Annotated in this window: 14 protein-coding genes, 1 tRNA gene and 1 pseudogene; 3 read left to right on the top strand and 13 right to left on the bottom strand. The window is 70.4% G+C overall.

Features of this window, described 5'->3' with window-relative positions:
- Positions 1-115 precede the first annotated feature (115 nt).
- Both ACIP8W_RS27390 and ACIP8W_RS27395 read right to left on the bottom strand, forming a co-directional pair.
- A pseudogene (locus ACIP8W_RS27390) lies at positions 116-421 on the bottom strand (AzlD domain-containing protein); the annotation flags it as partial.
- Positions 418-1,206 (bottom strand): AzlC family ABC transporter permease, encoded by a 789-nt coding sequence (locus tag ACIP8W_RS27395; protein WP_402205010.1) that lies wholly within the window; start codon positions 1,204-1,206, stop codon positions 418-420. The pseudogene ACIP8W_RS27390 and the gene ACIP8W_RS27395, both read right to left, overlap by 4 nt.
- A gap of 525 nt (positions 1,207-1,731) precedes the next feature.
- Here ACIP8W_RS27395 and ACIP8W_RS27400 point away from each other — a divergent pair.
- Both ACIP8W_RS27400 and ACIP8W_RS27405 read left to right on the top strand, forming a co-directional pair.
- A complete protein-coding gene (locus ACIP8W_RS27400; RefSeq protein ID WP_402205012.1) occupies positions 1,732-6,432 on the top strand; it encodes an ATP-dependent helicase in 4,701 nt (1,566 codons plus the stop codon).
- A gap of 35 nt (positions 6,433-6,467) precedes the next feature.
- Positions 6,468-7,226 carry an Fpg/Nei family DNA glycosylase gene (locus ACIP8W_RS27405; protein ID WP_401958504.1) on the top strand — a complete coding sequence of 253 codons (759 nt, stop codon included), beginning with the start codon at positions 6,468-6,470 and terminating at the stop codon, positions 7,224-7,226.
- Here the strand turns inward: ACIP8W_RS27405 and ACIP8W_RS27410 are convergent.
- The 10 genes from ACIP8W_RS27410 to ACIP8W_RS27455 all read right to left on the bottom strand — a co-directional run bounded on the left by ACIP8W_RS27410 (position 7,187) and on the right by ACIP8W_RS27455 (position 22,415).
- Entirely contained in the window at positions 7,187-7,414 is a 228-nt protein-coding gene (locus ACIP8W_RS27410) for a hypothetical protein (protein ID WP_401958507.1), read from the bottom strand. The two genes, ACIP8W_RS27405 and ACIP8W_RS27410, sit on opposite strands and share 40 nt — an antisense overlap.
- 359 nt (positions 7,415-7,773) lie before the next feature.
- Positions 7,774-8,244, bottom strand: a complete 471-nt coding sequence (locus tag ACIP8W_RS27415) for a Dps family protein (protein ID WP_401958508.1) — start codon at positions 8,242-8,244, stop codon at positions 7,774-7,776.
- A gap of 163 nt (positions 8,245-8,407) precedes the next feature.
- The gene (locus ACIP8W_RS27420; RefSeq protein WP_401958510.1) at positions 8,408-8,791 is read right to left on the bottom strand and encodes a helix-turn-helix domain-containing protein; all 384 of its coding nucleotides are present in this window, start codon (positions 8,789-8,791) and stop codon (positions 8,408-8,410) included.
- Between the two features lie 109 nt (positions 8,792-8,900).
- Complete coding sequence (locus ACIP8W_RS27425; RefSeq protein WP_401958513.1) at positions 8,901-9,449, bottom strand: CinA family protein; 549 nt, start codon at positions 9,447-9,449, stop codon at positions 8,901-8,903.
- On the bottom strand, positions 9,446-10,249 hold the full coding sequence (gene pgsA / locus ACIP8W_RS27430) for a CDP-diacylglycerol--glycerol-3-phosphate 3-phosphatidyltransferase (protein ID WP_401958515.1): 804 nt from the start codon (positions 10,247-10,249) through the stop codon (positions 9,446-9,448). Before pgsA ends, ACIP8W_RS27425 begins: the two co-directional genes overlap by 4 nt.
- On the bottom strand, positions 10,246-11,757 hold the full coding sequence (gene rimO / locus ACIP8W_RS27435) for a 30S ribosomal protein S12 methylthiotransferase RimO (protein WP_401958517.1): 1,512 nt from the start codon (positions 11,755-11,757) through the stop codon (positions 10,246-10,248). The genes pgsA and rimO overlap by 4 nt, the downstream gene beginning before the upstream one ends.
- A gap of 49 nt (positions 11,758-11,806) precedes the next feature.
- Entirely contained in the window at positions 11,807-12,622 is an 816-nt protein-coding gene (locus ACIP8W_RS27440) for a helix-turn-helix domain-containing protein (RefSeq protein WP_402205018.1), read from the bottom strand.
- Between the two features lie 366 nt (positions 12,623-12,988).
- On the bottom strand, positions 12,989-15,790 hold the full coding sequence (locus tag ACIP8W_RS27445) for a DNA translocase FtsK (RefSeq protein WP_401958519.1): 2,802 nt from the start codon (positions 15,788-15,790) through the stop codon (positions 12,989-12,991).
- A gap of 133 nt (positions 15,791-15,923) precedes the next feature.
- Positions 15,924-16,592, bottom strand: a complete 669-nt coding sequence (locus tag ACIP8W_RS27450) for a two-component system response regulator (protein WP_401958521.1) — start codon at positions 16,590-16,592, stop codon at positions 15,924-15,926.
- A gap of 279 nt (positions 16,593-16,871) precedes the next feature.
- Positions 16,872-22,415 (bottom strand): HAMP domain-containing protein, encoded by a 5,544-nt coding sequence (locus ACIP8W_RS27455; protein ID WP_402205016.1) that lies wholly within the window; start codon positions 22,413-22,415, stop codon positions 16,872-16,874.
- A 321-nt stretch (positions 22,416-22,736) separates the two neighbouring features.
- On the opposite strand from ACIP8W_RS27455, the gene ACIP8W_RS27460 reads away from it, so the two are divergent.
- Entirely contained in the window at positions 22,737-25,373 is a 2,637-nt protein-coding gene (locus tag ACIP8W_RS27460) for a SpoIIE family protein phosphatase (RefSeq protein ID WP_401958526.1), read from the top strand.
- 68 nt (positions 25,374-25,441) lie between these two features.
- Here the strand turns inward: ACIP8W_RS27460 and ACIP8W_RS27465 are convergent.
- Positions 25,442-25,514: transfer RNA gene (locus tag ACIP8W_RS27465), tRNA-Thr, on the bottom strand.
- Positions 25,515-25,762: the final 248 nt, after the last annotated feature.

Below are 25,762 nucleotides of genomic sequence, written 5' to 3' on the forward strand. Positions count from 1 at the left end.
GCCGGCCCCGGGGGGGGTGGGGGCGCGGGGCACCCCCGTGGTGCCCGGCCCTATGGGCGCCCGGGGGGGGGGGGGGCCCCGGGGGGCCCGGGGGGGGGGGGGGGGCCCCCCCCCCCCCCCCCCTCGCCCGCACCCCCGCCGTGACCACCACCGCCGCGGCCACGACCACCAGGAACGGAGCGCGCAGGACCAGCGCGAGCGCCGCCGCCGCGAGCCCCGCGCCCCGGGCGTCCAGGACGAGTGCGCCCTGCGCGCTGAAGGTCTGCTGCGCGGTGAGGGCGGCGAGCAGGGCCACCGGCAGCAGGGCCGACAGCCGCTGGACGAGCGGGCGCTCCAGCACCCCGGCGGGGACGAGCAGCCCCAGCAGCTTGACGAGGTAACAGCTGACGGCGGTCAAACCGATCGCGATCCAGATGTTCACCGGCCGGCCCCCTCGTCACCGTCGGCCGGTCCTCGGCCGGCCGGCCTACGGCCCGCGCACCACAGGACGAGGGGGGCCGCCAGAGCCGCGACCAGCACCGGCACACCGGCGGGCAGCACCGGCAGCGCGCCGAGTCCCAGCACCACCGCGAGCCCCGCGACCGCCCGCTCGGTGGCGGTACGGAGCATGGGCGCGAGCAGCGCGAGGAAGACGGCGGGACCCGCCCCGTCGAGCCCCCACGCGTCCGTGTCTCCGAGCGCCTCCGCACCCAGCGCTCCGGCCAGGGTGGTGAGGTTCCAGAGCACGTACAGCGAGAGCCCGGTGACCGTGAAGCCGATACGGGCGGCGCGCCGGGTGGGCTGGGCGAGGGCGACGGCCGCGGTCTCGTCGATCACCCACTGGGCGGCCAGCGGGCGTACGGGCCCCGGCAGCCGCAGCAGCTGGGAGAGCCGCAGCCCGTAGAACGTGTTGCGCACCCCCAGGAAGAACGCGCCCGCCGCGGCCGTGAGCGGATTGCCGCCCGCCGCGAGCGCGCCGACGAGCGCGAACTGCGAGGCTCCGGTGAAGACCAGCAGGCTGAGCGCGCAGGTCTGCGCCACGGTCAGGCCCGCGCCCGCCGAGGTGACACCGAAGGCGAAGCCGGAGAGCCCTACGGCGACGCCCACGCCCAGGGCGTCCCGTACGACGGCGGAATCCGGTTTGGATACGGGGGCAGGCCCTGCCGGGTTTCCCCCGGGGGCGCCTGCCGGTATGTCCGCGGAAGCGGACGCTGTCTGTTCTGCCACGTCCCGGACAGTACGCGCGCGTGCCCGTTCCGGTCTTGTACGTTCTTTCGTTCGGGTTCTCCCCCGGCATCCGCCCGCTGCGGTACCCGTGAGTCAACCCCCGCCCGGCGCCCGTTCCCTGCGGTAGGCGCCCGGCGGCACGCCGACGATCCTGGTGAAGTGCCCCTCCGCAAGGTGTCCACGGCGAGCGCGTTGCCCTCGTCGGCGACGCGCAGCACCTGGTGGACGAGCCGGGCGGGTACGGGTCCTCGACCACCGGAGCCGGAAGCCGGGCGACGCCGCCCGTGATCGCCGCGATCACGAAACTCCCGTGGGTGTGCCGCAGCAATCTCTTGCCGACGTAGCGCGCCGCAACAGGTCCACGCCGGGCAGGCCGGGGTGGCGCCAGTGCCGCGCCTGCTCCCGGTCCGCCATGCCTCCGTTCCGCGTGCTGCCGCCGCTCCGCGAATCTGCGTACTTCCGCCGCTCCACGACCATTTCCGCAGGTCCGGGCGTTTGTCAGTGGTGGGGTGCACGATGGGGGACATGGCAGGGACCGCACTCGACTCCTTCTCCCCCGCGACCCGTGGCTGGTTCACGGGGGCCTTCTCCGCGCCGACCCCGGCACAGGAGGGGGCCTGGCGCGCCATCGCGGAGGGCTCGGACGTGCTGGTCGTGGCCCCGACCGGCTCCGGGAAGACGCTGGCCGCGTTTCTCGCCGCCCTCGACCGGCTGGCCTCGGCCCCGCCGCCCGCGGAGGCGAAGAAGCGCTGCCGGGTGCTGTACGTATCACCGCTCAAAGCGCTCGCGGTCGATGTCGAGCGCAATCTGCGCAGCCCCCTCACCGGAATCCGGCAGGAGTCCGCCCGCCGTGGACTGCCGGAGCCGGAGGTGCGGGTCGGGATCCGCTCGGGCGACACCCCGGCCGCCGAGCGACGGTCGATGGCCACGAAGCCGCCGGACATCCTGATCACCACCCCCGAGTCGCTCTTCCTGATGCTCACCTCCTCGGCCAGGGACGCCCTCACCGGGATCGAAACGGTGATCCTGGACGAGGTGCACGCCGTCGCCGGGACGAAGCGGGGCGCCCATCTCGCCCTGTCCCTGGAGCGGCTGGACGAGCTGCTGCCGCGCCCGGCCCGCCGGATCGGGCTGTCGGCGACGGTACGTCCGGTGGAGGAGGTCGCCCGCTATCTGTCGCCACAACGGCGGGTCGAGATCGTCCAGCCGCCCTCCGGCAAGGAGTTCGATCTCTCCGTGGTCGTCCCGGTCGAGGATCTGGGCGAGCTGGGCGGCTCCCCCGTATCGAACTCCCCCCGGTCGAACTCGCCCGCGCCGGGTTCCCTGGGGCCGGATTCCCCCGGGCCGCAGGCCGACGGCGCGGAGAAGCCCTCGATCTGGCCGCATGTGGAGGAGCGGATCGCCGATCTCGTCCAGGCACACCGCTCCACGATCGTTTTCGCCAACTCCCGTCGGCTGGCCGAGCGGCTGTGCAACCGGCTGAACGAGATCGCGTACGAACGCGCGACGGGGAGCTCCTTCGACCCGGCCGGCGCCCCCTCCGTCCTGCCCACGTCGCCCGTCCCCGCCGAGATCATGGCCCAGTCGGGCGCGGCCAGGGGCGCGCCCGCCCTGCTGGCCCGCGCGCACCACGGCTCGGTCTCCAAGGAGCAGCGCGCCCAGGTCGAGGAGGACCTCAAGGCGGGCCGGCTGCCCGCGGTCGTGGCCACCTCAAGCCTGGAACTGGGCATCGACATGGGGGCGGTGGATCTGGTCATCCAGGTCGAGTCGCCGCCCTCGGTCGCCTCCGGCCTCCAGCGGGTCGGCCGCGCCGGTCACCAGGTGGGCGCGGTCTCCACGGGCGTCGTCTTCCCGAAGTACCGGGGCGATCTGGTGCAGGCCGCCGTGGTCACCGAGCGGATGCGCAGCGGATCCATCGAGGCGCTGCACGTGCCCGCCAACCCGCTGGATGTGCTGGCCCAGCAGCTGGTCGCCATGGTGGCGCTGGACACCAGACAGGCCGACGACCTGCTCGACCTGGTCCGCCGTGCCGCGCCGTTCGCCTCGCTGCCCGAGTCGGCCTTCACCTCGGTGCTGGACATGCTCGCCGGGCGCTATCCCTCCGACGCCTTCGCGGAGCTGCGTCCGCGGGTGGTCTGGGACCGCGTCACCGGTACGGTCACGGGCCGCCCCGGAGCGCAGCGCCTCGCCGTCACCTCGGGCGGCACGATCCCCGACCGAGGTCTCTTCGGCGTCTTCCTCGTGGGGAGCGACCCCAAGAAGGGCGGCGGCCGCGTCGGCGAGCTGGACGAGGAGATGGTGTACGAGTCCCGGGTGGGTGATGTCTTCACCCTGGGCACCTCGTCCTGGCGTATCGAGGACATCACCCGCGACCGCGTCCTGGTCTCCCCCGCCCCGGGCGCCCCCGGGCGGCTCCCGTTCTGGAAGGGCGACCAGCTGGGCCGCCCGCTGGAGCTGGGCCGGGCCGTGGGCGCGTTCCTGCGCGAGGTCGGTTCACTCCCCGAGGAGGACGCCCGGCGGCGGCTGACGGCCGCGGGGCTGGACGCCTGGGCCGCCGGGAATCTGCTGTCGTACCTGGACGAGCAGCGCCGGGCCTGCGGTCATGTCCCCGACGACCGGACCATCCTCGTCGAGCGGTTCCGCGATGAGCTGGGCGACTGGCGCGTGGTCGTCCACTCCCCCTTCGGGGCTCAGGTGCACGCTCCGTGGGCGCTTGCGCTCGGGGCCCGGCTCGCCGAGCGGTACGGCATGGACGCGCAGGTCATGCATGCCGACGACGGCATTGTGCTGCGGCTCCCCGACGCCGATCTGATGGGTCTCGACCTGCTGGACGGCGAGCGGGACCGGCCGGGCTCCGTCCTTGACGGCGAGCAGGCCCCTCTCGGCGCGGCGGACATCGCCTTCGACGGGGGCGACATCCGCGGGATCGTCACCGACCAGGTGGGCGGCTCCGCGCTCTTCGCCTCCCGCTTCCGGGAGTGCGCGGCGCGGGCCCTGCTGCTGCCGCGCCGCAGCCCCGGCAAGCGCACCCCGCTCTGGCAGCAGCGCCAGCGCGCCGCCCAGCTCCTCCAGGTGGCGAGCGAGTTCGGATCGTTCCCCATCGTGCTGGAGGCGGTGCGGGAGTGCCTCCAGGATGTCTTCGACGTCCCCGGTCTCGTCGAGCTGATGGGCGACATCGAGTCCCGCCGGGTCCGGCTGATCGAGGTCACCACCACCGAGCCCTCGCCCTTCGCCCGCTCCCTGCTCTTCGGGTACGTCGCCCAGTTCCTGTACGAGGGCGACTCCCCCCTCGCGGAGCGCCGGGCCGCCGCCCTGTCCCTGGACTCGCGGCTGCTGGCCGAGCTGCTGGGCCAGGCCGAGCTGCGCGAGCTGCTCGACCCGGAGGTCCTCACCGAGCTGGAGCGGGAGTTGCGGTGGCTCACCGAGGACCGCCGGGTCAAGGACATCGAGGGCGTCGCCGACCTGCTGCGGGTCCTCGGCCCGCTGACGGACGGCGAGCTGGCCGAGCGCGGCGCGCGGGCCTCCTGGCCCGAGGAACTGGCCACGGCCCGCCGCGCGATCAGGGTACGGATCGGCGGAGCCGATCACTGGGCGGCGATCGAGGACGCGGGCCGGCTGCGGGACGCCCTGGGCACGGCGCTGCCGGTGGGCGTCCCCGAGGCGTTCACCGAGCCGGTCAAGGACCCCCTGGGCGATCTCCTGGCCCGCCACGCCCGTACCCACGGCCCCTTCACCTCGTCCACGGCCGCCGGACGGTTCGGTCTCGGCACGGCGGTCACGGACGGCGCCCTCCAGCGACTCGCCGCGAGCGGCCGGGTCGTCCAGGGCGAGTTCCACCCCTCCGGCATCGGCCAGGAGTGGTGCGACGCCACCGTGCTGCGTCGGCTGCGTCGCCGTTCCCTGGCCGCGCTGCGCCAGGAGCTGGAGCCGGTGCCGCCCGCCGCCCTGGCTGCGTTCCTGCCGCAGTGGCAGCATCTGAGCGGCGACACCCTGCGCGGCATCGACGGGCTCGCCCGCGCGATCGAGCAGCTCCAGGGGGCTCCCGTGCCCGCGTCGGCGCTGGAGAAGCTGATCCTCCCGTCCCGCGTCTCCGACTACACCCCCGCGCTCCTGGACGAGCTGACCACCACGGGCGAGGTGCTGTGGGCCGGGGCGGGCGCCCTGCCCGGCAAGGACGGCTGGCTCTCGCTGTATCCCGCCGACGCCGCACCGCTGCTGCTCCCGCCGCCACGCCCCCTGGAGCCGACCTCCCTCCACGAATCGGTCCTGACCACCCTCACCGGCGGCTACGGCCTGTTCTTCCGGCAGATCGCCGACCAGGTCCGCGCCACCACCCACCCCGAGGCGACCGATCCGCAGCTGGCCGACGCCGTCTGGGAGCTGGCCTGGTCCGGCCGGCTGACCAACGACACCCTGGCGCCGCTGCGCTCGCTGCTCGGCTCCGGCCGCACCGCGGGCTCCACGGCCCACCGCGCTCGCCGCCCGGTCCCCCGCGGGCGGTACGGCACGCCCGCGCCCAGAGCCGCTTCCCGTACGGGCCCGCCGACGGTCAGCGGCCGCTGGTCGCTGCTCCCCGCCCCGGAGCCGGAGCCCACACACCGCGCCCACGCGCTGGCCAGGACCCTCCTCGACCGGCACGGTGTGGTGACCCGTGGCGCGGTCGCGGCCGAAGGCGTGGCGGGCGGCTTCTCCGCGACGTACCGCGTGCTGTCCGCCTTCGAGGACAGCGGGCAGGCCCGGCGCGGCTATGTCGTCGAGGGGCTGGGCGCCGCCCAGTTCGCCATGGACGGCGCGGTCGACCGGCTGCGCGCGACGGCGACGGCCCGGGACCGGGCGCAGTCGCCTCCCGTGCCCCACGCCGTGGTCCTGGCCGCGGCCGACCCTGCCAACGCGTACGGCGCCGCGCTCGCCTGGCCGGAGCCCCCGGCCGGGGCGGGCCACAAGCCGGGCCGGAAGGCGGGTTCGCTGGTCGTGCTGGTCGACGGGGAGCTGACGCTCTACATGGAGCGCGGCGGCAAGACGCTGCTCGCCTGGGCGACGGACCCGGAGGACCCCGCGCTCCGGGCCGCGGCCTCGGCCCTGGCGGGCTCGGCCCGCGCGGGAGCGCTGGGCACGGTCACCGTGGAGCGGGCCAACGGCTCCTCTGCGCTGACATCCCCCCTGGGCCGTGCCCTTGAGTCCGCCGGCTTCCACGCCACCCCCAGGGGGCTGCGTCTGCGCGCCTGAGACACCCGAGCCACATCCCGCACATCATGGAGGGCATGCCCGAAGGAGACACCGTCCGGCAGACCGCCCAGCGCCTGCACACCGCGCTCGCCGGGCACCCGCTGACCCGTTTCGACCTGCGGGTCCCCCGGTTCGCGACCGCCGACCTCACCGGCCGGACCGTCCTGGACGTCACCCCGCGCGGTAAACACCTGCTCACCCGTATCGAAGGCGGCCTCACTCTCCACTCCCATCTGCGTATGGACGGCTCGTGGAAGGTCTACGCCCCGGACGAGCGCTGGCGCGGTGGTCCCGCGCATCAGATCCGGGCCGTTCTCGGCACCGCCGGACACACCGCGGTCGGCTACCGCCTCCCCGTCCTGGAGCTGCTGCGCACCGGCGACGAGGAGCGGGTGGTCGGCCATCTCGGCCCCGATCTGCTCGGCCCCGACTGGGATCCGGTTCTCGCTCTGCGCAATCTGCTGGCCGCCCCCGCCCGGCCCCTCGGGGAGGCCCTGCTCGACCAGCGCAATCTCGCCGGGATCGGCAATGTCTTCAAGTCCGAGACCTGCTTCGCCGTGCGGGCGACCCCCTGGCTCCCCATCGGCGAACTCCCCGAGCCCGAGCGCCTGGTCATCGCGGCCAAGAAACTGCTCGAAGCCAACCGGAACCGACCGGGCTCCGGGCGGCGCTTGTACGTGTACGGCCGCGCGGGCCGCCCCTGCCCCCGCTGCGGCACCCCCATCCGTACGACCGACCAGGACGGACGCCCCGTCTACTGGTGCCCGCGGTGCCAGTCGGGCCCCTCGCGCTGACAGCCCGCGTCCGGGCGGCGCCGTGACGCCGCCACATGCACGGGCAGCAGGCTCAGCCCCCATCCGCCCGCCGCCACCGCCCCCTCCACCAGCCCGGTGTGCTCGGGCTCCAGCGCGAGCCGCAGCACGGCCCACCACCACACCCCGCCCAGCGCGAGAGCCGGCAGAGGGGTCCATCGCCGTACCATGGCTGCCTCCCTCCGACCGACGCTAGCCCCGCACGATCACGCGCCGGGAGGGCGCATCGGACGTACAGGAGACGCGCGGGGGATGCGCACCCGGCGTGCGGGTCTCCCGAGTGGTGAACAGCGCCCGCCTCCGCGCCCCTGCCGGGCGCCGGGCACCGCCTCTTCGGCAGTCTCCCCCGCCGCCACGCCCACCGCATCCAGAACAATCGCATCCAGAACAAGCCCCGAGCGGGACGTTCCCGGCGGCCACCGGAAGCGGACGACTTTCGAGCGAGGTTCCGCGCTTCCCCCATGCCCCCGGCACCCCGGCGCTCCACCCCGCGCCTCTCGACGCCTGTCCGCTCCGGACCGGGTCCTGACTAAGCGCTCTCCGCCTGGAACATCCACGCGTGCTTCTCCAGATCCGCGGTCACCTGGATCAGCACATCCTGCGTCACCGGATCCGGCTCGTCGGTCACCTTGACCCGTTCCCGCATCCGCGTGACCACCGCGCCGAGCGCGTCCACCAGGATCCGTACCGCGTCCACGTCCTTGATCCACCCCGGGGGTACGGCGCCGATCGCGCTCGTCGCCGCCACCGTCGCGGCCCGCCCGTCCGGCGTCACCCCGATCGCCGACGCCCGTTCCGCGACCGTGTCCGAGTGCTGCCGCGCCGTGGCCACCACTTCGTCGAGCTGAAGGTGTACGGACCTGAAGCGCGGCCCGACGATGTTCCAGTGGACCTGCTTGGCCACCAGCGAGAGGTCCACCAGATCCACGAGTGCGCCCTGCAACGCCTCGCCCACCCGCTTCAGGTCCGCCTCGGACAGGGAACTCCTCACGACAGACATCCGTGCCTCCAGTCGCTTCACAGCTTCCCCCCACCATCCCCCACCATGACACAAATGGAATAAAACGGTCACTCTGGGGCAGGCACGACAAAGCCCCGACCGGTACAAGACCGGTCGGGGCTCACATCAAAGCTTCCGAAACCGAAACCCCAAGCCCTGCGGCTCAGGCGGCGACGACATCCACCGCCTCCGCAGGCGCCTTGATCGTCACCCGCTCCGTCGGCACTCCGGCCACCGACGTCACAGAGACGGAATTGAGCATGGGGCGTACTGGCGCAGGCAACGGCTCGTTCGCCGCCGCCGACGCGGCCAGCTCCGCCAGTGACAGTTCGTCGCTCACTTCACGCATGAGCTCTGACATCCGTACGTCAAGCGCGTCGCAAATCGCGGAGAGCAGCTCGGAGGATGCCTCCTTCTGCCCCCGCTCCACCTCGGAGAGATAGCCGAGCGAGACTCGGGCGGACGAGGAGACTTCGCGCAGAGTACGGCCCTGGCGCTGGCGCTGCCGACGCAGCACGTCACCCAGCAGGCGACGGAGCAGAATCATCGGTGGCTCCCTCCTCGGACCGCGTAGCCGCATCCTTCACGCCCCACCGTACCGCCTTGCGCTGCGGCCGTGCGGGGAGCGATGTCGTGTTCACTCAGGGCTGCAAACATCAAGTCCCCCCGTTCTGTTCCGTATCCTGTGCCCGCCCGTTCCCGGACAGTTCGCCGAGGAGCAGTCCGAGTACGCTCCGTACACTCTCTTTACGGATGTCCGCCCGGCCGCCGTTCAACCGCAGCTCGGCCACTTTCCCCACACCTTCGGGTCCCGCGACCGCCACGTACACGGTGCCGACCGGCCGCCCGTCCTGTGGATCGGGGCCCGCGACCCCCGTCGTCGCCGCGCCCCAGTCGGCGCCGAGCGTCCGCCGTATCCCGGCCGCCATCTGGCGCGCGACCTCGGCGTCGACCGCGCCGCGCTCCTCCAGAAGGGGCCCGTCGACGCCCAGGACGTCCCGTTTGAGGTCCGTCGCATAGGCCGTCACGGACCCGCGGAAGCTCCGGGACGCGCCGGGGACCGCCGTCAGCTCCGCGGCCACCAGGCCGCCGGTCAGGGATTCCGCGACGGCCAGTGTGCTGCCGCGCTCCGCCAGGGCCTCCAGCACCCGGGCCGCGCGGATCTCCACCGCGCCCTCCCCGGCCGGACCCCCCGCGTCGTTCACCGCGCGGACTCCGCCTCGGCGCGCTCCGCCGCGAGCCCCTGACGCCGCAGGACGATCGCCTGCCGTACGTAGTCGAGCCCCGTGAGCACCGTCAGCGCGACGGCGACGGCCATGACCCAGAAACGCAGCGTGGCCAGCGGCCCGGTCAGCGCCAGTACGTACATCCCCACGGCCACACCCTGCGCCAGGGTCTTCACCTTGCCGCCCCGGCTGGCCGGGATGACCCCGTGCCGGATCACCCAGAAACGCATCAGCGTGATCCCGAGTTCACGGAAAAGGATGACGCCCGTCACCCACCACGGCAGATCACCGAGGGCGGAGAGACAGATCAGCGCCGCCCCCATGATCGCCTTGTCCGCGATGGGGTCGGCGATCTTCCCGAAGTCGGTGACCAGGTTGTACGTACGGGCCAGATGGCCGTCGAAGACATCGGTGATCATGGCGACGGCGAAGGCCGCCCAGGCCCAGGCCCGCCACACGGGGTCGAACCCGCCGTCCTGGAGCAGCAGCAGGACGAATCCGGGCACCAGCAGCAGCCGGACCATGGTGAGGATATTGGCGATGTTCCACAGGCTGGCCTGGTTGACCGCGGCAGCCCCCAGCTTGCCCCCGGGCGCCGCCTTCACTCCCGCGACGCCGGTCCCTTCGGGCACCGGGCTCCCACCCGCACCACCGGCAGAATCCGTCGCTCTCCCGGCCGGCGGCTTCCCGCCCACACCACCAGACACCGAGTCGGCGCCGGCGCCACCCTGCACCGGCGTCGCGCCGCCGCCCGCCGCGGGCGCCGGGACTCCGGTCATCTGGCCGCCTCCTCGTCCGGGATCCGGGAGTCGCCCCCCGGAAGGTCGAAGCACTCGGCCACCAGGTCCACGCCCTCGGTGCCGACCACCTTTGCCTCGACCATACGGCCGGGACGCAGGCCTTCGCGCGAGGTGAAGATCACCTGGCCGTCCGTCTCGGGCGCCTGATGGGCCGCACGGCCGATCGCGGCCTCGCCGTTGTCGCCCTCCGGGTCGATCGACTCGACGAGCACCTCAAGAGTCTCCCCGAGCCGCTCCTCGGCCCGCTGGGCGGTCAGCTCCTCGGCCAGCCGCGACAGATGCGCCAGCCGCTCGGAGACCACGTCCTGGTCCAGCTTGCCGTCGTACGTGGCGGCCTCGGTGCCGTCCTCGTCCGAGTAGCCGAAGACCCCGATGGCGTCGAGCCGCGCGCCCGTGAGGAAGCGTTCCAGCTCGGCGAAGTCCGCCTCGGTCTCGCCGGGGAAGCCCACGATGAAGTTGGAGCGCACACCGGCCTGCGGCGCCTTGCCCCGAATGGTCTCCAGCAGCTCCAGGAAGCGGTCGGTGTCACCGAACCGCCGCATCGCGCGCAGCACGCCGGGCGCCGAGTGCTGGAAGGAGAGGTCGAAGTACGGCGCGACCTTGGGCGTCGAGGTCAGGACGTCGATCAGCCCCGGCCGCATCTCGGCGGGCTGGAGGTAGCTGACCCGTACCCGCTCGATCCCGTCGACGGCGGCCAGCTCCGGCAGCAGGGTCTCCAGCAGGCGGATGTCACCGAGGTCCTTGCCGTACGACGTGTTGTTCTCGGAGACGAGCATGACCTCCTTGACGCCCTGCTCGGCCAGCCAGCGCGTCTCGCCCAGCACATCGGAGGGGCGGCGGGAGATGAAGGAGCCGCGGAACGACGGAATCGCGCAGAAGGAGCAGCGGCGGTCGCAGCCGGACGCCAGCTTCACCGACGCGACGGGGCTGGTGTCGAGGCGCCGGCGCAGGGGCGCGCGCGGCCCGGAGGCGGGGGCCAGCCCGTCCGGCAGGTCCTCGGGGGCCGGGACCACCGCGGTCTGCGCGTGGCCGGGCAGCGCGACGTCGGCGCCCTGCCGCTCGACCGGGCTCAGCGGCAGCAGCTTGCGGCGGTCGCGCGGGGTGTGGGCGGCGTGGATGCCGCCGTTCAGAATGGTCTGGAGCCGGTCGGAGATATCGGCGTAGTCGTCGAAACCGAGTACGCCGTCCGCCTCGGGCAGGGCCTCGGCCAGCTCCTTGCCGTACCGCTCGGCCATGCAGCCCACGGCCACGACGGCCTGGGTTCTGCCCTGGTCCTTGAGATCGTTGGCTTCGAGGAGGGCGTCGACGGAGTCCTTCTTGGCGGCTTCGACGAAGCCACAGGTGTTGACGACGGCGACATCCGCCTCGGAGGCGTCCTGGACGAGCTCCCAGCCGTCCGCTGCCAAGCGGCCTGCAAGCTCCTCCGAGTCCACCTCATTACGGGCGCAGCCAAGAGTGACGAGGGCGACGGTGCGGCGTTCGGGCATGGGCTCAAGACTACTTTGTCCTGGCCCCGCCCCTACCGTGCAGGGTTGATCAGCCGATCTCGGGGTCACCCTGCGTGTACGAAAGCCGCTCGATCTGGCCGGGCTGGAACTCGTCCTCGACCTTCTTGCCGTTCACATACAGCTCGATCGCCCCGGCGTTTCCGAGGATCAGATCGATCTGCTCGTCGTCCTGGAAGGTCTTGGAGTCGCCCTTGACGAGGATCCCGTCGAACAGCAGCTTTCCGTTGTGCGCCTTGGCGGAGATCCAGCTCTTGTCCTCCATGGCCGACAGCTTCACCGTGACCTTGTCGCGCGGCGCGGCGGCGATGGCGCTGTCCGACGGCTCGGGCTTCGGGTCCGCCTTCTTGATCGGGGTGGGCTTGAGGTCGGGCTGTTCGGGCTGCGCCCCCTCGGCGACCTGCTTGTTCTTCGTATCGCCGACGCCGCCGTTGACAAGGGTGAAGCCGACGAAGCCGACCACGGCGACGATCGCGGCGACCATGGCGGCGGTCCAGTTGGGACGGCGCCGCTCCGGACGGATCCGCTCCGCCTCGAACCTCGGTGCCGCGGGCGTCGGCGCGGGACGCCCGCCGTGCTCGGCGTCGAACTGCTCCATCAGGGGCTGGGGGTCGAGCCCGACCGCCCGCGCGAGCATCCGGATGTGCCCGCGGGCGTACACATCGCCACCGCAGCGCGAGAAGTCGTCCTGCTCGATCGCGTGCACGATGGGGATACGCACCCGGGTGGAACCGCTGATCTCGTCGACGGTCAGATGGGCGGCGATACGTGCTTGCTGAAGCGCCCGGCCGATCGAGGGCCGCTCGGTTCCAGCTGAGGTGCCGTCGGAAAAGCCGCCCTCGGGAATATTTCCGTCGGGGGCGCGGTCGTCTGGGATGTGGTCGTCCGAGGACTTGCCGTCGGAGGATTTGCCGATGGACACGGGGGCGCCTTTCGAGCGTGTAGCCACCTGCTGGACGTTCAGTCTATGGGTGGTACGAAAGGGTGGGGCAACCGGGCGGATGCACTTTGTACGCCATCGGAATGGCCGGACGGCGTGACAGGGGAACAGGATGCCATTCCTCTGCCCAACTTGACGTCTGCGCAAGGGAAACGGTTGCCCTCCAGCTTCCCCGCGTATCCCGGAAAAATCACCCGGAATTACGATTCCCGGCGCGTCGCGTCGCCACAGCCGAACAGGTCGTGACACCACCGCGGGACATCACGGGGCCCTTCAGGAAAGCGACTCCCCCCCGATCACGGCGAGCACACCATCCAGTTCATCCGCTTTGACCAGCACATCGCGCGCTTTGGACCCCTCGCTCGGTCCGACGATGTTCCTCGATTCCATCAGATCCATCAGCCGGCCCGCCTTGGCGAAACCGACCCGCAGCTTCCGCTGGAGCATCGAGGTCGAGCCGAACTGGGTGGACACCACCAGTTCGACGGCCTGGCAGAGCAGATCGAGATCGTCGCCGATGTCCTCGTCGACCTCTTTCTTCTTCGCCGTCCCGACGACCACGTCGTCCCGGAAGACGGGTGCCATCTGATCCTTGCAGTGCTGGACGATCGCCGCGATCTCGTCCTCGGTGACAAAGGCGCCCTGCATACGGGTCGGTTTGTTCGCCCCCATCGGCAGGAACAGCCCGTCCCCCTTGCCGATCAGCTTCTCCGCGCCCGGCTGGTCGAGGATCACCCGGCTGTCGGCGAGCGACGAGGTCGCGAAGGCGAGCCGCGAGGGCACGTTCGCCTTGATCAGACCGGTGACGACATCGACCGAGGGCCGCTGGGTGGCGAGCACCAGATGGATACCGGCGGCGCGGGCCAACTGGGTGATACGGACGATGGCGTCCTCGACATCACGCGGTGCGACCATCATCAGATCCGCCAGCTCGTCGACGATGACCAGCAGATACGGATACGGCGCCAGCTCCCGTTCGCTGCCCTCGGGCACCTTGACCTTGCCGTCGCGCACGGCCTTGTTGAAGTCGTCGATATGCCGGTAGCCGTAGGCGGCCAGATCGTCGTAGCGCAGATCCATCTCGCGTACGACCCACTGGAGCGCCTCGGCGGCCCGCTTGGGGTTGGTGATGATCGGCGTGATCAGGTGCGGGATGCCCTCGTACGCGGTCAGCTCGACCCGCTTGGGGTCGACGAGGACCATCCGGACGTCCTCCGGGGTCGCCCGGACCATCACCGAGGTGATCAGGCAGTTGATGCAGGACGACTTGCCGGAGCCGGTCGCCCCCGCGACCAGCAGGTGCGGCATCTTCGCCAGGTTGGCCATCTCGTAGCCGCCCTCGACGTCCTTGCCGAGCGCGACCAGCATCGGATGGTCGTCCTCGGCGGCGTCCGCGAGACGCAGCACATCGCCGAGGTTGACCATCTCGCGATCGGTGTTGGGGATCTCGATGCCGACCGCGGACTTCCCCGGGATCGGGGAGATGATCCGTACGTCGGGGCTGGCGACGGCGTAGGCGATGTTCTTGGTGAGCGCCGTGATCCGCTCGACCTTCACGGCCGGGCCCAGCTCCACCTCGTACCGCGTGACCGTCGGCCCCCGGGTGAAGCCGGTGACGGCCGCGTCGACCTTGAACTCCATGAAGACATTGCTCAGTGAGGCGACGACCACGTCATTGGCGGCGCTGCGCGTCTTGCCGGGGCCGCCGCGCTCCAGCAGGTCGAGCGACGGCAGCGAGTACGTGATGTCGCCGCGCAGCCGGAGCTGCTCGGCGCGCGGGGGCAGCGCCTTGTCCTGCGGCGGCGCGGGCTTGGTGAGATCCGCGACGACGGCCACGCCCGGACGCGCCCCCGCGGGCCGCTTCTCCGCCTCGCGTGCTGTCGGTACGGGCATGGAGTGCTCCCCGGAGACCTCGCCGGACGTGTCCGCCCGCTCCCCGGCCCGCTGCCCCGGTCTGCGCGCCCGGTCCACGGAGATGCCCTGGGTGAGGTCCGCGACGATCGGCGAGGGCGGCATCCCGTTGAGTACGGCCCCGTCCAGCGCCGCCGCCGCTGCCGCCGCCACATCCACGGCGTCCATGGGCCGGTCCGTCCCCGGCGGTACGGGCGTACGGCGCGGCCTGCGCCTCCTGGAGAGCGCCTCCGCCTCGGCCTGGTCGGGTTCGTACTCCCCCGGCGGCCTGTTCCGCCGCCCGGCGGACCGCCGCGCACCGGCCCCGGGCAGCGCCTCACGCCACTGCTCGTCGTACCGCTCGTCGTCGTACCGCTCGTCATCGAAATGCTCGGGTCCAAAAGACGGCCTGGGCGTCTGCGGCCGCCGCAAAATCGTAGTAATCGGTGTAGCAGTGACAACCAACAAGCCAAAGACCGTCAGCAACAGGAGCAGCACTACGGCCAGAAACTTGCCCACGGCAAAGACCAATGGCATGGAGGCGGCCCAGCCGATCCACCCGCCCGCGTCCCGTATCCCGGACGTTCCTTCGTCACGTCCAGGAGCACCACAAGCAATGTGGACCAGCCCGAGCACACTGAGAACTAGAGCAGAGAGCCCGATGACGATCCGCCCGTTGGCCTCAGGCTTCTCTGGGTGGAAGATCAGCCGTGCAGCGATGACAGCTGGCAACAGCGGCACCACCAAATCAAGGCGGCCGAAGGCCCCGGTGATGAACGTTTCAACCAAATAACCGACCGGACCATGCAGATTCGTCCACGTACCGACCAGAACAACCAGGGCGAAACCGACCAGCAGCAGTGCCGCCCCATCCTTGCGGTGGGCCGGATCAAGCCCCTTCGCCCCACGCCCTATGCCACGGAACAATGCCCATACCCCGAGCCACAGCGCGCGGACGACCCGGTACACCCCTCCGGTCGGGGACGGCGCGGGCTTGGGCACCGGCCTGGCGGCGGCCTTCTTCGCAGGTGCCTTCCTGGCCGGTGCCTTCCTCGCGGGCGCGGTCTTCTTCGCCGTGGTCTTCCTGGCGGGCGCCGCTTTCGCCGCGCCGGTCGTACGGCCGGCCCGCGGCTTTGCGGTGTCCGCCGTGTCCTGGGAACCATTGCCGGACGTACGTGAGGCCATGGTGGTGAGGTTACCGGTGTGAACGCCTGTGGACACGTGTGCCTACCGCTTCACCCGTCCGTGTCGTCCGCAACTCGGCAGGAAACTGACGCGGCTTCACGCCGCCACGACCGCCACCGCAACCGCCGCCGCGTCAGTTCGGCGAGGAGAACGGCGGCGGGCCACTGCCCGTCCCCGGCCCCAACGCGTCCAGCGCCCGCCGCAGACCCGTGAGTTTGCGCTCCAGATGGGCGGCGGTGGCCACGGCTGAGGCATCCGCCGCGTCGTCGTCCAACTGCTTGGAGAGCGCCTCGGCCTGCTCCTCAACTGCCGCCAGCCGCGCGGACAGTTCGGCCAGCAGACCGGTCGGCTCCCGCGCCTCGCCCGCCCCGGCCAGCTGGAGCCTGAGCAGCTCGGCCTGCTCCTTGAGCTGACAGTTCTTCATGTACAGCTCGACGAAGACCGAGACCTTGGCACGCAGCACCCAGGGATCGAACGGCTTCGAGATGTAGTCCACCGCACCCGCCGCGTACCCGCGGAAGGTGTGGTGCGGACCATGGTTGATGGCTGTGAGGAAAATAATCGGGATGTCGCGCGTACGCTCCCGCCGTTTGATGTGCGCGGCGGTCTCGAAACCGTCCATCCCCGGCATCTGGACATCCAGCAGAATGACCGCGAAGTCATCCGTCAACAGCGCTTTGAGCGCTTCCTCTCCTGACGATGCCCGCACCAGTGTCTGATCGAGCGCGGAGAGAATCGCCTCCAGCGCCAGCAGATTCTCCGGCCGGTCATCGACCAGGAGGATCTTGGCCTTCTGCACCATGGCCGCCCGCCCTCCTCGCCCCGGCATGGGGCGCCCCCTACTTGCCGGGCCCGGCAAACCGCCGGGCGCCGCCCCAGGGGACGACTCCCTTACGCCGTCCGTCCTTGTGCCGGTCATGGTAGCCGCACCCCGCCTGTCGCCACACCCTGTCACCGCGATGTCACTGTGCTCGAAGCCTGAAACGTAGCGGGGGACGAGAAGGTTCCCCGAATCCCAGCGGCTCACACGCCCCCGTGGACGGACGGTTCGTCACATCCTCATCAACCGCGTCACAACTCGTCACTTGTCGTTCATCCACTGCTCCATCACCGACAGCAGATGATCGGGGTCAACCGGCTTCGTCACATAGGCGGAAGCTCCGGCGTCGAGCGCCTTCTCCCGATCGCCCTTCATCGCCTTAGCGGTCAGCGCGATAATGGGCATTCCGGCGAACTGCGGCATCCTGCGGATCGCCGTCGTCGTCGCGTATCCGTCCATCTCCGGCATCATGATGTCCATCAGCACGACCGTCACATCATCGTGCTGCTCCAGGACTTCGATGCCCTCCCGGCCGTTCTCCGCGTACAGCACCGACAGACCGTGCTGCTCCAGCACGCTCGTGAGGGCGAAGACATTGCGGATGTCGTCGTCGACGATCAGCACCTTCTCACCGGAGAACGAAAAGGTACGGACCGCCCGCGCCGGCTCCTCGGCCGCCTCCCTGAACGCCTGCTGGCGCCCCGCGGCGGCCGCGCCGGCACCCCACGAGTCCTGCGCCCCCCGCCGGATCCCGCTCAGCCCCCCGGAGGACCGGGAAGAGCCGCCCCGGCCCACGCCGGAGCCCGTGGCGGCGCCGGTACGTTCCCCCGCGCCCGTTTCCTTGCGCCGATGCCGGAACAGCGCGCCGGAACCCGGCAGTTCCGGAGGCGGGAACGCCTCGGCTCCCGGCTGGTCCATGGCCTCCGCGGTCCCTCCGGTGTCCGGTCCGCGCCCCTGGGTGTGCTGCATCCCCGCGGGCGCCAGCTGCGGATAGCCCTGTGGGGGCAGCTCGCTCGGGTGGAGCGGCAGATAGAGCGTGAAGGTCGAGCCGCGCCCCGGCTCGCTCGCCGCGTGGATCTCGCCGCCGAGCAGCCGCGCGATCTCCCGGCTGATGGACAGGCCGAGCCCCGTACCGCCGTACTTGCGGCTGGTCGTACCGTCCGCCTGCTTGAACGCCTCGAAGATCACCCGCATCTTGCTCGCCGCGATCCCGATCCCGGTGTCGGTGACCGAGAACGCGATCAGATCACCGTCCGCGTCCCGCAGCGAACCGGCCTCCAGCAACTGCTCCCTGATCGCGTCGGGCACATCCGCGGCCGCCGGCCTGATCACCAGCTCCACCGCACCGCCGTCGGTGAACTTCACCGCGTTGGACAGCAGATTGCGCAGCACCTGAAGGAGCCGCTGTTCATCCGTGTGCAGCGTCGCGGGCAGCTCCGGCGACACCCGTACGGAGAAGTCGAGCCCCTTCTCCGCCGTGAGCGGCCGGAAAGTCGCCTCCACGTAGTCGACGAGCTGAACCAGCGCGATCCGTGTCGGGCTGACATCCATCTTGCCCGCCTCGACCTTCGACAGATCGAGGATGTCGTTGATCAGCTGGAGCAGATCGGAACCCGCTCCATGGATCGTCTCCGCGAACTCCACCTGCTTCGGGGAGAGGTTCGACTCGGCGTTGTCCGCGAGCAGCTTGGCCAGAATGAGCAGCGAGTTGAGCGGAGTGCGCAGCTCGTGCGACATGTTCGCCAGGAACTCCGACTTGTAGCGCATCGAGACGGCGAGCTGCTCGGCCCGCTCCTCCAGCACCTGCCTGGCCTCTTCGATCTCGGTGTTCTTCACCTCGATGTCGCGGTTCTGCCGGGCCAGCAGTTCGGCCTTCTCCTCCAGCTCCGCGTTGGACTCCTGAAGGGCCTCCTGCCGGTTCTCCAGCTCGGCCGATCGCTCCCGCAGCTGTTCGGTCAGCTCCTGCGACTGCTTCAGCAGCACCTCGGTCTTCGAGTTGACGCTGATGGTGTTGACACTCGTCGCGATCATCTCGGCGATCTGGTTCAGGAAGTCCCGCTGGATATGGGTGAACGGCTGGAACGACGCCAGCTCGATCACCCCGAGAACCTTCCCCTCGAAGAGCACCGGCAGCACGATCACATGTGCCGGCGACGCCTCCCCCAGACCGGACGAGATCTTGAGATACCCCGGCGGCACATTGACCTGGATGGTGCGCTTCTCCTCGGCCGCCGTGCCGATGAGGGTCTCACCGGGCCGGAAGGCGGTCGGCATCGAACCCGCCGAGTAGCCGTAACTGCCGCGCATGCACAGCTCGTACGAGGCGTCCCTGCCGACGTCCGTACCGACCTGCGGCACCGTGCCCGTCTGCATCGCCAGGAAGAACGCGCCGTGCTGCGCCGAGACCACCGGGGTCAGTTCGCTCATGATGAGCGAGGCCACATCGTCGAGATCGCGCCGCCCCTGCATCAGACCGGAGATCCGGGCGAGGTTGCCCTTCAGCCAGTCCTGCTCCTCGTTGGCGAGGGTGGTGTCACGGAGATTGGCGATCATCGTATTGATGTTGTCCTGGAGATCCTGGATCTCCCCCGCCGCGTCGACATCGATCTTGAGGTTGAGATCACCCCGGGTCACCGCCGTGGCGACGGCGGCGATGGCCCGTACCTGACGCGTCAGGTTCCCGGCCATCTCGTTCACCGATTCGGTCAGATCGCGCCAGGTGCCGTCGACGTCGCGCACCCGCGCCTGACCGCCCAGCTGGCCGTCCGTACCCACCTCACGGGCCACCCGGGTGACCTGGTCGGCGAAGGAGGAGAGCTGGTCGACCATGGTGTTGATGGTGTTCTTGAGCTCCAGGATCTCGCCCCGGGCATCGATGTCGATCTTCTTGGTGAGATCGCCCTTGGCGATGGCGGTGGTGACGGTGGCGATCTGACGGACCTGCCCGGTCAGATTGGACGCCATCGAGTTCACGGACTCGGTCAGGTCCTTCCACGTACCGGAGACGCCGGGAACGCGTGCCTGACCGCCCAGTTCGCCCTCCGTGCCCACCTCGCGGGCGACCCGCGTCACCTCGTCCGCGAAGGACGACAGTGTCGTCACCATGGTGTTGACGGTGTCGGCCAGCTCCGCGACCTCGCCGCGCGCCTCTACCGTCACCTTCTTCGTCAGATCACCGTGCGCGACCGCGGAGGACACCCGGGAGATGTTGCGCACCTGACTGGTCAGGTTGTTGGCCATCGTGTTGACGTTGTCGCTGAGGTCCTTCCAGATCCCGGTGACTCCCCGGACCCTGGCCTGCCCGCCGAGAATGCCCTCCGTGCCCACCTCACGGGCGACCCGCGTCACCTCGTCCGCGAAGTTCAGCAGCTGATCGACCATCGTGTTGACGGTCGTCACCAGATCGAGGAACTCACCCCGGGCGTCAACGGTGATCTTCTTCGACAGGTCGCCCATGGCGACCGCCGTCGTCACCTCGGCGATATTGCGGACCTGCGAGGTCAGGTTGGACGCCATGAAGTTGACGGACTGGGTGAGGTCCTTCCAGGTACCGGAGACGCCCTGCACCTCCGCCTGGCCGCCCAGAATGCCTTCCGTGCCCACTTCGCGGGCCACCCGCGTCACCTGCTCGGCGAAGTCGGAGAGCTGGTCCACCATCGTGTTGAGGGTGCTCTTCAGCTCCAGCATCTCGCCGCGCGCGTCCACGTCGATCTTCTGCGACAGATCACCGCGCGCCACCGCGGTGGCGACCCCGGCGATGTTACGGACCTGGTCGGTCAGGTTCCCCGCCATGCTGTTCACCGAATCGGTCAGGTCCCGCCAGACACCGGCCACGCCGGGCACCTGCGCCTGACCGCCCAGCCGCCCGTCCGTACCCACCTCGCGCGCGACCCTGGTCACCTGCTCGGCGAAGGCCGAGAGCTGATCGACCATGGTGTTGATGGTGTTCTTCAACTCCAGGATCTCACCCCGGGCGTCCACGTCGATCTTCTGCGACAAATCCCCCCGCGCCACCGCCGTGGTCACCTGAGCGATCTGCCGTACCTGAGAGGTGAGGTTTCCTCCCATGAAGTTGACGGAGTCGGTGAGTTCCTTCCACGTACCGCTGACGCCGTCCACCCGCGCCTGGCCGCCGAGCCGTCCCTCCGTACCCACATCCCGTGCCATGACGGTCACCTGATCGGCGAACGAGGACAGCTGCGACACCATCGTGTTGACGGTGTTCTTCAGCTCCAGCATCTCGCCGGCCACATTGACCGTGACCTTCTGCGTCAGATCGCCATTGGCGACCGCCGTCGTCACCTGCGCGATGTCCCGCACCTGACCGGTGAGGTTGCGGAAGGCCGTGTTCACCGAGTCGGTGAGGTCCTTCCAGGTGCCCGCCGCGCCCGGCACCTCCGCCTGACCGCCGAGCCGGCCCTCCACGCCGACCTCGCGCGCGACCCGGGTGACCTCGGAACCGAACGACTGGAGCTGATCCACCATCGTGTTGATGGCGTTCTTCAGCTCCAGCATCTCGCCCGCGACATTGACCGTGACCTTCTGCGACAGATCGCCATTGGCCACCGCCGTCGTCACCTGCGCGATGTCCCGCACCTGCGTGGTGAGATTGCGGAAGACGGTATTGACCGAGTCCGTGAGGTCCTTCCACGTACCGGCCGCGCCCGGCACCTGTGCCTGGACACCGAGTCGGCCCTCGACACCGACCTCGCTCGCCACCCGCGTCACTTCGTCCGCGTAGGTACGGATCGTCTCCGTCATCTGGTTGATCGTCTCGGCGAGCTGGGCCACCTCACCGCGCGCGCTCACCGTGACCTTGCGCGACAGATCACCATTGGCGATGGCGGTGGTGACCTCGGCGATGCCCCGCACCTGGCTGGTCAGGTTCCCGGCCATCGTGTTCACCGAGTCGGTGAGGTCCTTCCACACCCCGGCGACGCCCGGCACGGTCGCCTGACCGCCCAGCTCGCCCTCGGTGCCGACCTCCCTGGCCACGCGCGTGACCTCGGAGGAGAAGGACGACAGCTGGTCCACCATCGTGTTGACGGTGTTCTTCAGCTGGAGCATCTCACCGGCCACATGCACCGTGACCTTGCGCGACAGATCGCCCTTGGCGACCGCCGTCGTGACCAGTGCGATATCACGCACCTGAGCCGTGAGCCGGTACGCCATCGTGTTGACCGAGTCCGTCAGGTCCTTCCACGATCCGGACATACCACGCACCTTGGCCTGGCCGCCGAGCTTGCCCTCGGTACCGACCTCCAGCGCGACCCGCGTCACCTCGTCGGTGAACGCCGAAAGCTGGTCGACCAGGTTGTTGACCGTACGGGCCACCTTCAGGAACTCACCGCGCAGCGGCCGCTCCACCCCGTCCGTGGAGTGCGAGCGCAGCTCCATCCGCTGCTCCAGGTCCCCCTCCGCGACGGCGGAGAGCACCCGGCCCACCTCGGAGACCGGCCGCGCCAGATCGTCCACCAGCGCGTTCGACGCGTCGATCGCGGCGGCCCAGGACCCCTCGCACGTCCCGGTCTCCAGCCTCTCCGTGAGCTTGCCCTCGCGCCCGACCATCCTGCGTACCCGGGCCAGTTCACCCGTGAGGTGGAGATTACGATCGGCGACCTCGTTGAAGACGGCGGAGATCTCCGCCATCACGTCGTCACCGGAGACCGTCAGCCTCTTACGGAAGTTGCCGTCCCGCATCGACGCCAGGGCCGTCAGCAGCCTGTACAGCTCCGCCGCGTCCACCTCGACGGTCCCATTGCTGCGGGACCGTCCGCTTTTCGTACGCGTGCCACGCGCCGCCATGCCAGACTCCACCGTGTCCCTCCCGCAGGGGTTTTCCGTACTGTCCGAGTTTCTCCGCAAGCCTGCCCAGTGTTCCACCGAGGCTCACTGCCGCAACCACAGTTGGGGCGTGACTACACGAGCGTCAAATCGTTGAAGCCTACAAGGGCATTTCGGACGCCCTTACCGCTCCCCCGCGTGAGCCGCCGCACGGCCGCCGGACGGTATCAGTTCCACCGAGTCCGGACTCTGTAGCACGTGGCCCAGGGCGACCGTCTAGCCTGGCTAACGAATCGACGCCGCAAGAAACGGGCACAGACTCGGGGGAGCGACGAAATACCAATGGGGAGTGCTGTGATCACCGCGCGTGCGGCTGCCACCTTCGACCCGGTAGGGCGGTCCGTGGCGACGGCCCGCGCCTTTGTCCGTGACACGCTCCAGGGGTGGGGCTACTCCGATGTCGTCGACGACGCCGTCGTCCTCACCAGCGAACTCGTCACCAACGCGGTCGTCCACGCCGGCACCTCCGCCGATGTCCTCTGCCTCCGTACGGAGGACGGCGTCCGCGTCGAGGTCGGCGACCGCTATCCCGAACGCGAGGTCCCCATCCAGGCGTCCGGACACGCCTTCGCGGCCCCGGACCAGGAGAACGGCCGGGGGCTGCTGCTCTGCGCCGCCCTCGCCTCCCGCTGGGGCGTCGAGTACACCCCGACCCACAAACAGGTCTGGTTCCAGCTCGAACTCCCCCAGCGCCAGGTCGGCACCCGCTCCTCCGGCCCCGTTCTCCCCACCAGTCTGCTGCCCGTCGCCGACGAGCGCGTACGCGTGGCCGTCATCCAGATCGATGGCGCGGGTGTCATCGTCAGCTGGAACGAGGACGCGGAACAGGTCTTCGGCTACACCGCAGAGAAAGCCGTCGGCAGGCCCCTCACCGACATCGCCGCCTGGCCCCACACCCCCGGCATCGGTACCGGAATCGTCGAGGCCCTCCAGCTCTCCCGCTGGGAGGGCAGCTACGGCATCCGGGGCGCCGACGGCCGGGTCGTCCCCGTCTACGCCTCCCACTTGCGGGTACGCGACACCCACGGCGAGCCGTCCACGGTCTGTCTCCTCGTACGGGACTACGAACGCGCCGTCATCCAGACCCCGCTGCGTGCCCCCGCCTCCGACCTCGGCGCCGAGAGCCGGGCCGCGGACCCCTTCGAGGTCTTCATCGGCTCCCCCGCCCCCGACGACCTCGACGGCCTCCTCCAGCGCACAGTGGAACGCGCCCGCGACATGCTCGACGGCGACTCCGCCTTCCTGCTCCTGGCCACGGACGACGAGACCGAGCTGGAGGTACGGGCGTCCACCGGCCTGCCCTCGGCCCGTCAGCGCTTCGCTCGCGTCCCCGTGGAGGCCGGCACGGGCCGCTACGGCTCGGCGAGGATGCCCGCCGTCCACGAGGACCTGACGGCCGTCCCCGGCGCGGTCCCCCTGCTGACCGGCACCGGAATGCGCTCCGTCGTCACCGTCCCGCTCAAGGTCGAGGGCAGGCTCACCGGCTCGCTGGGCGTCGCCGCCGAAGGCGCCGGACGCTACTCCAACGAGGAGGCGCTGCGCCTCCAGTTCGCCGCGGACCGGATCGCCCTGGCCGTCGAATCGGCCCGCCTCGGCGAACTGGAGCGGCTCCGCCGTGGTTCGCTCTCCTTCCTCGTCGAGGCTTCCGACCTGCTCGCGGGCACCCTGGACCGTGACCAGACGCTCGCCCTGATGGCCCAGATGACCGTCCCCACCCTCGCCACCTGGTGCGCCGTCTACACAATCGCCGACCAGGCGTCGGACCCCTATCTCTCCTACGTCCTGCACGAGGACGAGGACCGCATCGACGGTCTGAAGGACCTGCTCTCCAAAATCGACCCCCCGGACCCGGTCCCGACCCCCGGCGCCCGTGTCTGGACCGCCCCCGCCGACGCCGCCCACCAGGCGGCCCTGCGCACCTCCATGCGCGACCTGGGCAGAAGCGCCGCCGAGTTCATCTCCCAGCGCTCGTCGAGCGTGGGCACCACCCTGGCGACCGCCGCGGCGGTCGGCGGCGAGACCGTCGTCCTGCCGCTGGTCGCCCGTAACCGCGTCATCGGCATGCTGACCCTCGGCAAGCCCTCGGACGACCACTTCCGCCAGGAAATCCTGGAGCTGGCCGAGGACCTCTCCCGCCGAGCGGCCCTCGCCCTCGACAACGCCCGTCTGTACTCGGAGCGCACAGCCATCAGCCAGGCCCTCCAGCGCAGCCTGCTGCCGCCTGGCCTCCCCCAGGTCCCCGGCGTCGAAGTCGACGTCATCTACCGCGCCGCCGGCGAGGGCAACGAGGTCGGCGGCGACTTCTACGACCTGTTCCCCATCCGGGACGGCGCCTACGGCTTCGCCATCGGCGATGTCTGCGGTACGGGCCCGGAAGCCGCCGCCGTCACCGGCCTCGCCCGGCACGCGCTGCGCCTGCTGGCCCGCGAAGGCTTCGGCGGACCCGCCGTCCTCGAACGGCTGAACGCGGCAATCCTCGACGAGGGCTCCCGCAGCCGCTTCCTCACCCTTCTTTATGGCGAGTTGTGGCCACAAGAAGACGGCAGCGCACTCCTCAAAGTGGTGTGCGCCGGCCATCCGCTCCCCCTGCGCCTCCACCAGGACGGCACCGTCGAACCGGCCGCGGAACCGCAGCCGTTGCTCGGCGTCATGGAGGACCTGGAGCTGTACGAGCAGACCGTCACCCTGAACCCGGGCGATGTCCTCCTCTGCGTCACAGACGGCGTCACGGAACGCAGGGAGGGCACTCGCATGCTGGGCGACGACGGCCTGGCCGACGTCCTGAGGACCTGTACGGGCCTCACCGCGGGCGCGGTCGCCTCTCGTGTACTGCGCGCGGTCGAACGCTTCGCCGCCGAGCCCGCCTCCGACGACATGGCCATCCTCACGATGCGCGTCCCGGAGCCCCAACACGGCTGACACGACAGAGCCGACTCCACAGAAACGCGAAAGGCCCCCGCCAAGAGGCGGGGGCCTTTCCTTTACGGAGCCCCAATACGGAATCGAACCGTAGACCTTCTCCTTACCATGGAGACGCTCTACCGACTGAGCTATTGGGGCGCTGCAACGAGATAAAGCATACCCGATGATCAGCTGTGCTCAAAACCGCGCCGGACAGCCCCTGACACGGTTCCCCAGGACCTGCTTCCCAAGGGGATCGGGGCCGACAACAGGGTCGGCCGCCGGCGCTCCGCTTCCCCTCCAAACGGATACAGGTCCTGAACGCAGAAATGCCCCGCACCAGATACCTGGTACGGGGCATTCCCACAATAATTGTTCGGCGGCGTCCTACTCTCCCACAGGGTCCC

It is taken from the genome of Streptomyces sp. NPDC088554, from assembly GCF_044752945.1.
Classification (GTDB): Bacteria; Actinomycetota; Actinomycetes; order Streptomycetales; family Streptomycetaceae; genus Streptomyces.

What these genes read in the sequence shown, in the direction of transcription:
- ACIP8W_RS27400 (WP_402205012.1), top strand. Translation starts at nt 1,732, where the DNA reads ATGGCAGGGACCGCACTCGACTCCTTCTCCCCCGCGACCCGTGGCTGG.
- ACIP8W_RS27405 (WP_401958504.1), top strand. Translation starts at nt 6,468, where the DNA reads ATGCCCGAAGGAGACACCGTCCGGCAGACCGCCCAGCGCCTGCACACC.
- ACIP8W_RS27410 (WP_401958507.1), bottom strand. Translation starts at nt 7,414, where the DNA reads ATGGTACGGCGATGGACCCCTCTGCCGGCTCTCGCGCTGGGCGGGGTG.
- ACIP8W_RS27415 (WP_401958508.1), bottom strand. Translation starts at nt 8,244, where the DNA reads ATGTCTGTCGTGAGGAGTTCCCTGTCCGAGGCGGACCTGAAGCGGGTG.
- ACIP8W_RS27420 (WP_401958510.1), bottom strand. Translation starts at nt 8,791, where the DNA reads ATGATTCTGCTCCGTCGCCTGCTGGGTGACGTGCTGCGTCGGCAGCGC.
- pgsA (WP_401958515.1), bottom strand. Translation starts at nt 10,249, where the DNA reads ATGACCGGAGTCCCGGCGCCCGCGGCGGGCGGCGGCGCGACGCCGGTG.
- rimO (WP_401958517.1), bottom strand. Translation starts at nt 11,757, where the DNA reads ATGCCCGAACGCCGCACCGTCGCCCTCGTCACTCTTGGCTGCGCCCGT.
- ACIP8W_RS27445 (WP_401958519.1), bottom strand. Translation starts at nt 15,790, where the DNA reads ATGGCCTCACGTACGTCCGGCAATGGTTCCCAGGACACGGCGGACACC.
- ACIP8W_RS27450 (WP_401958521.1), bottom strand. Translation starts at nt 16,592, where the DNA reads ATGGTGCAGAAGGCCAAGATCCTCCTGGTCGATGACCGGCCGGAGAAT.
- ACIP8W_RS27455 (WP_402205016.1), bottom strand. Translation starts at nt 22,415, where the DNA reads ATGGCGGCGCGTGGCACGCGTACGAAAAGCGGACGGTCCCGCAGCAAT.
- ACIP8W_RS27460 (WP_401958526.1), top strand. Translation starts at nt 22,737, where the DNA reads ATGGGGAGTGCTGTGATCACCGCGCGTGCGGCTGCCACCTTCGACCCG.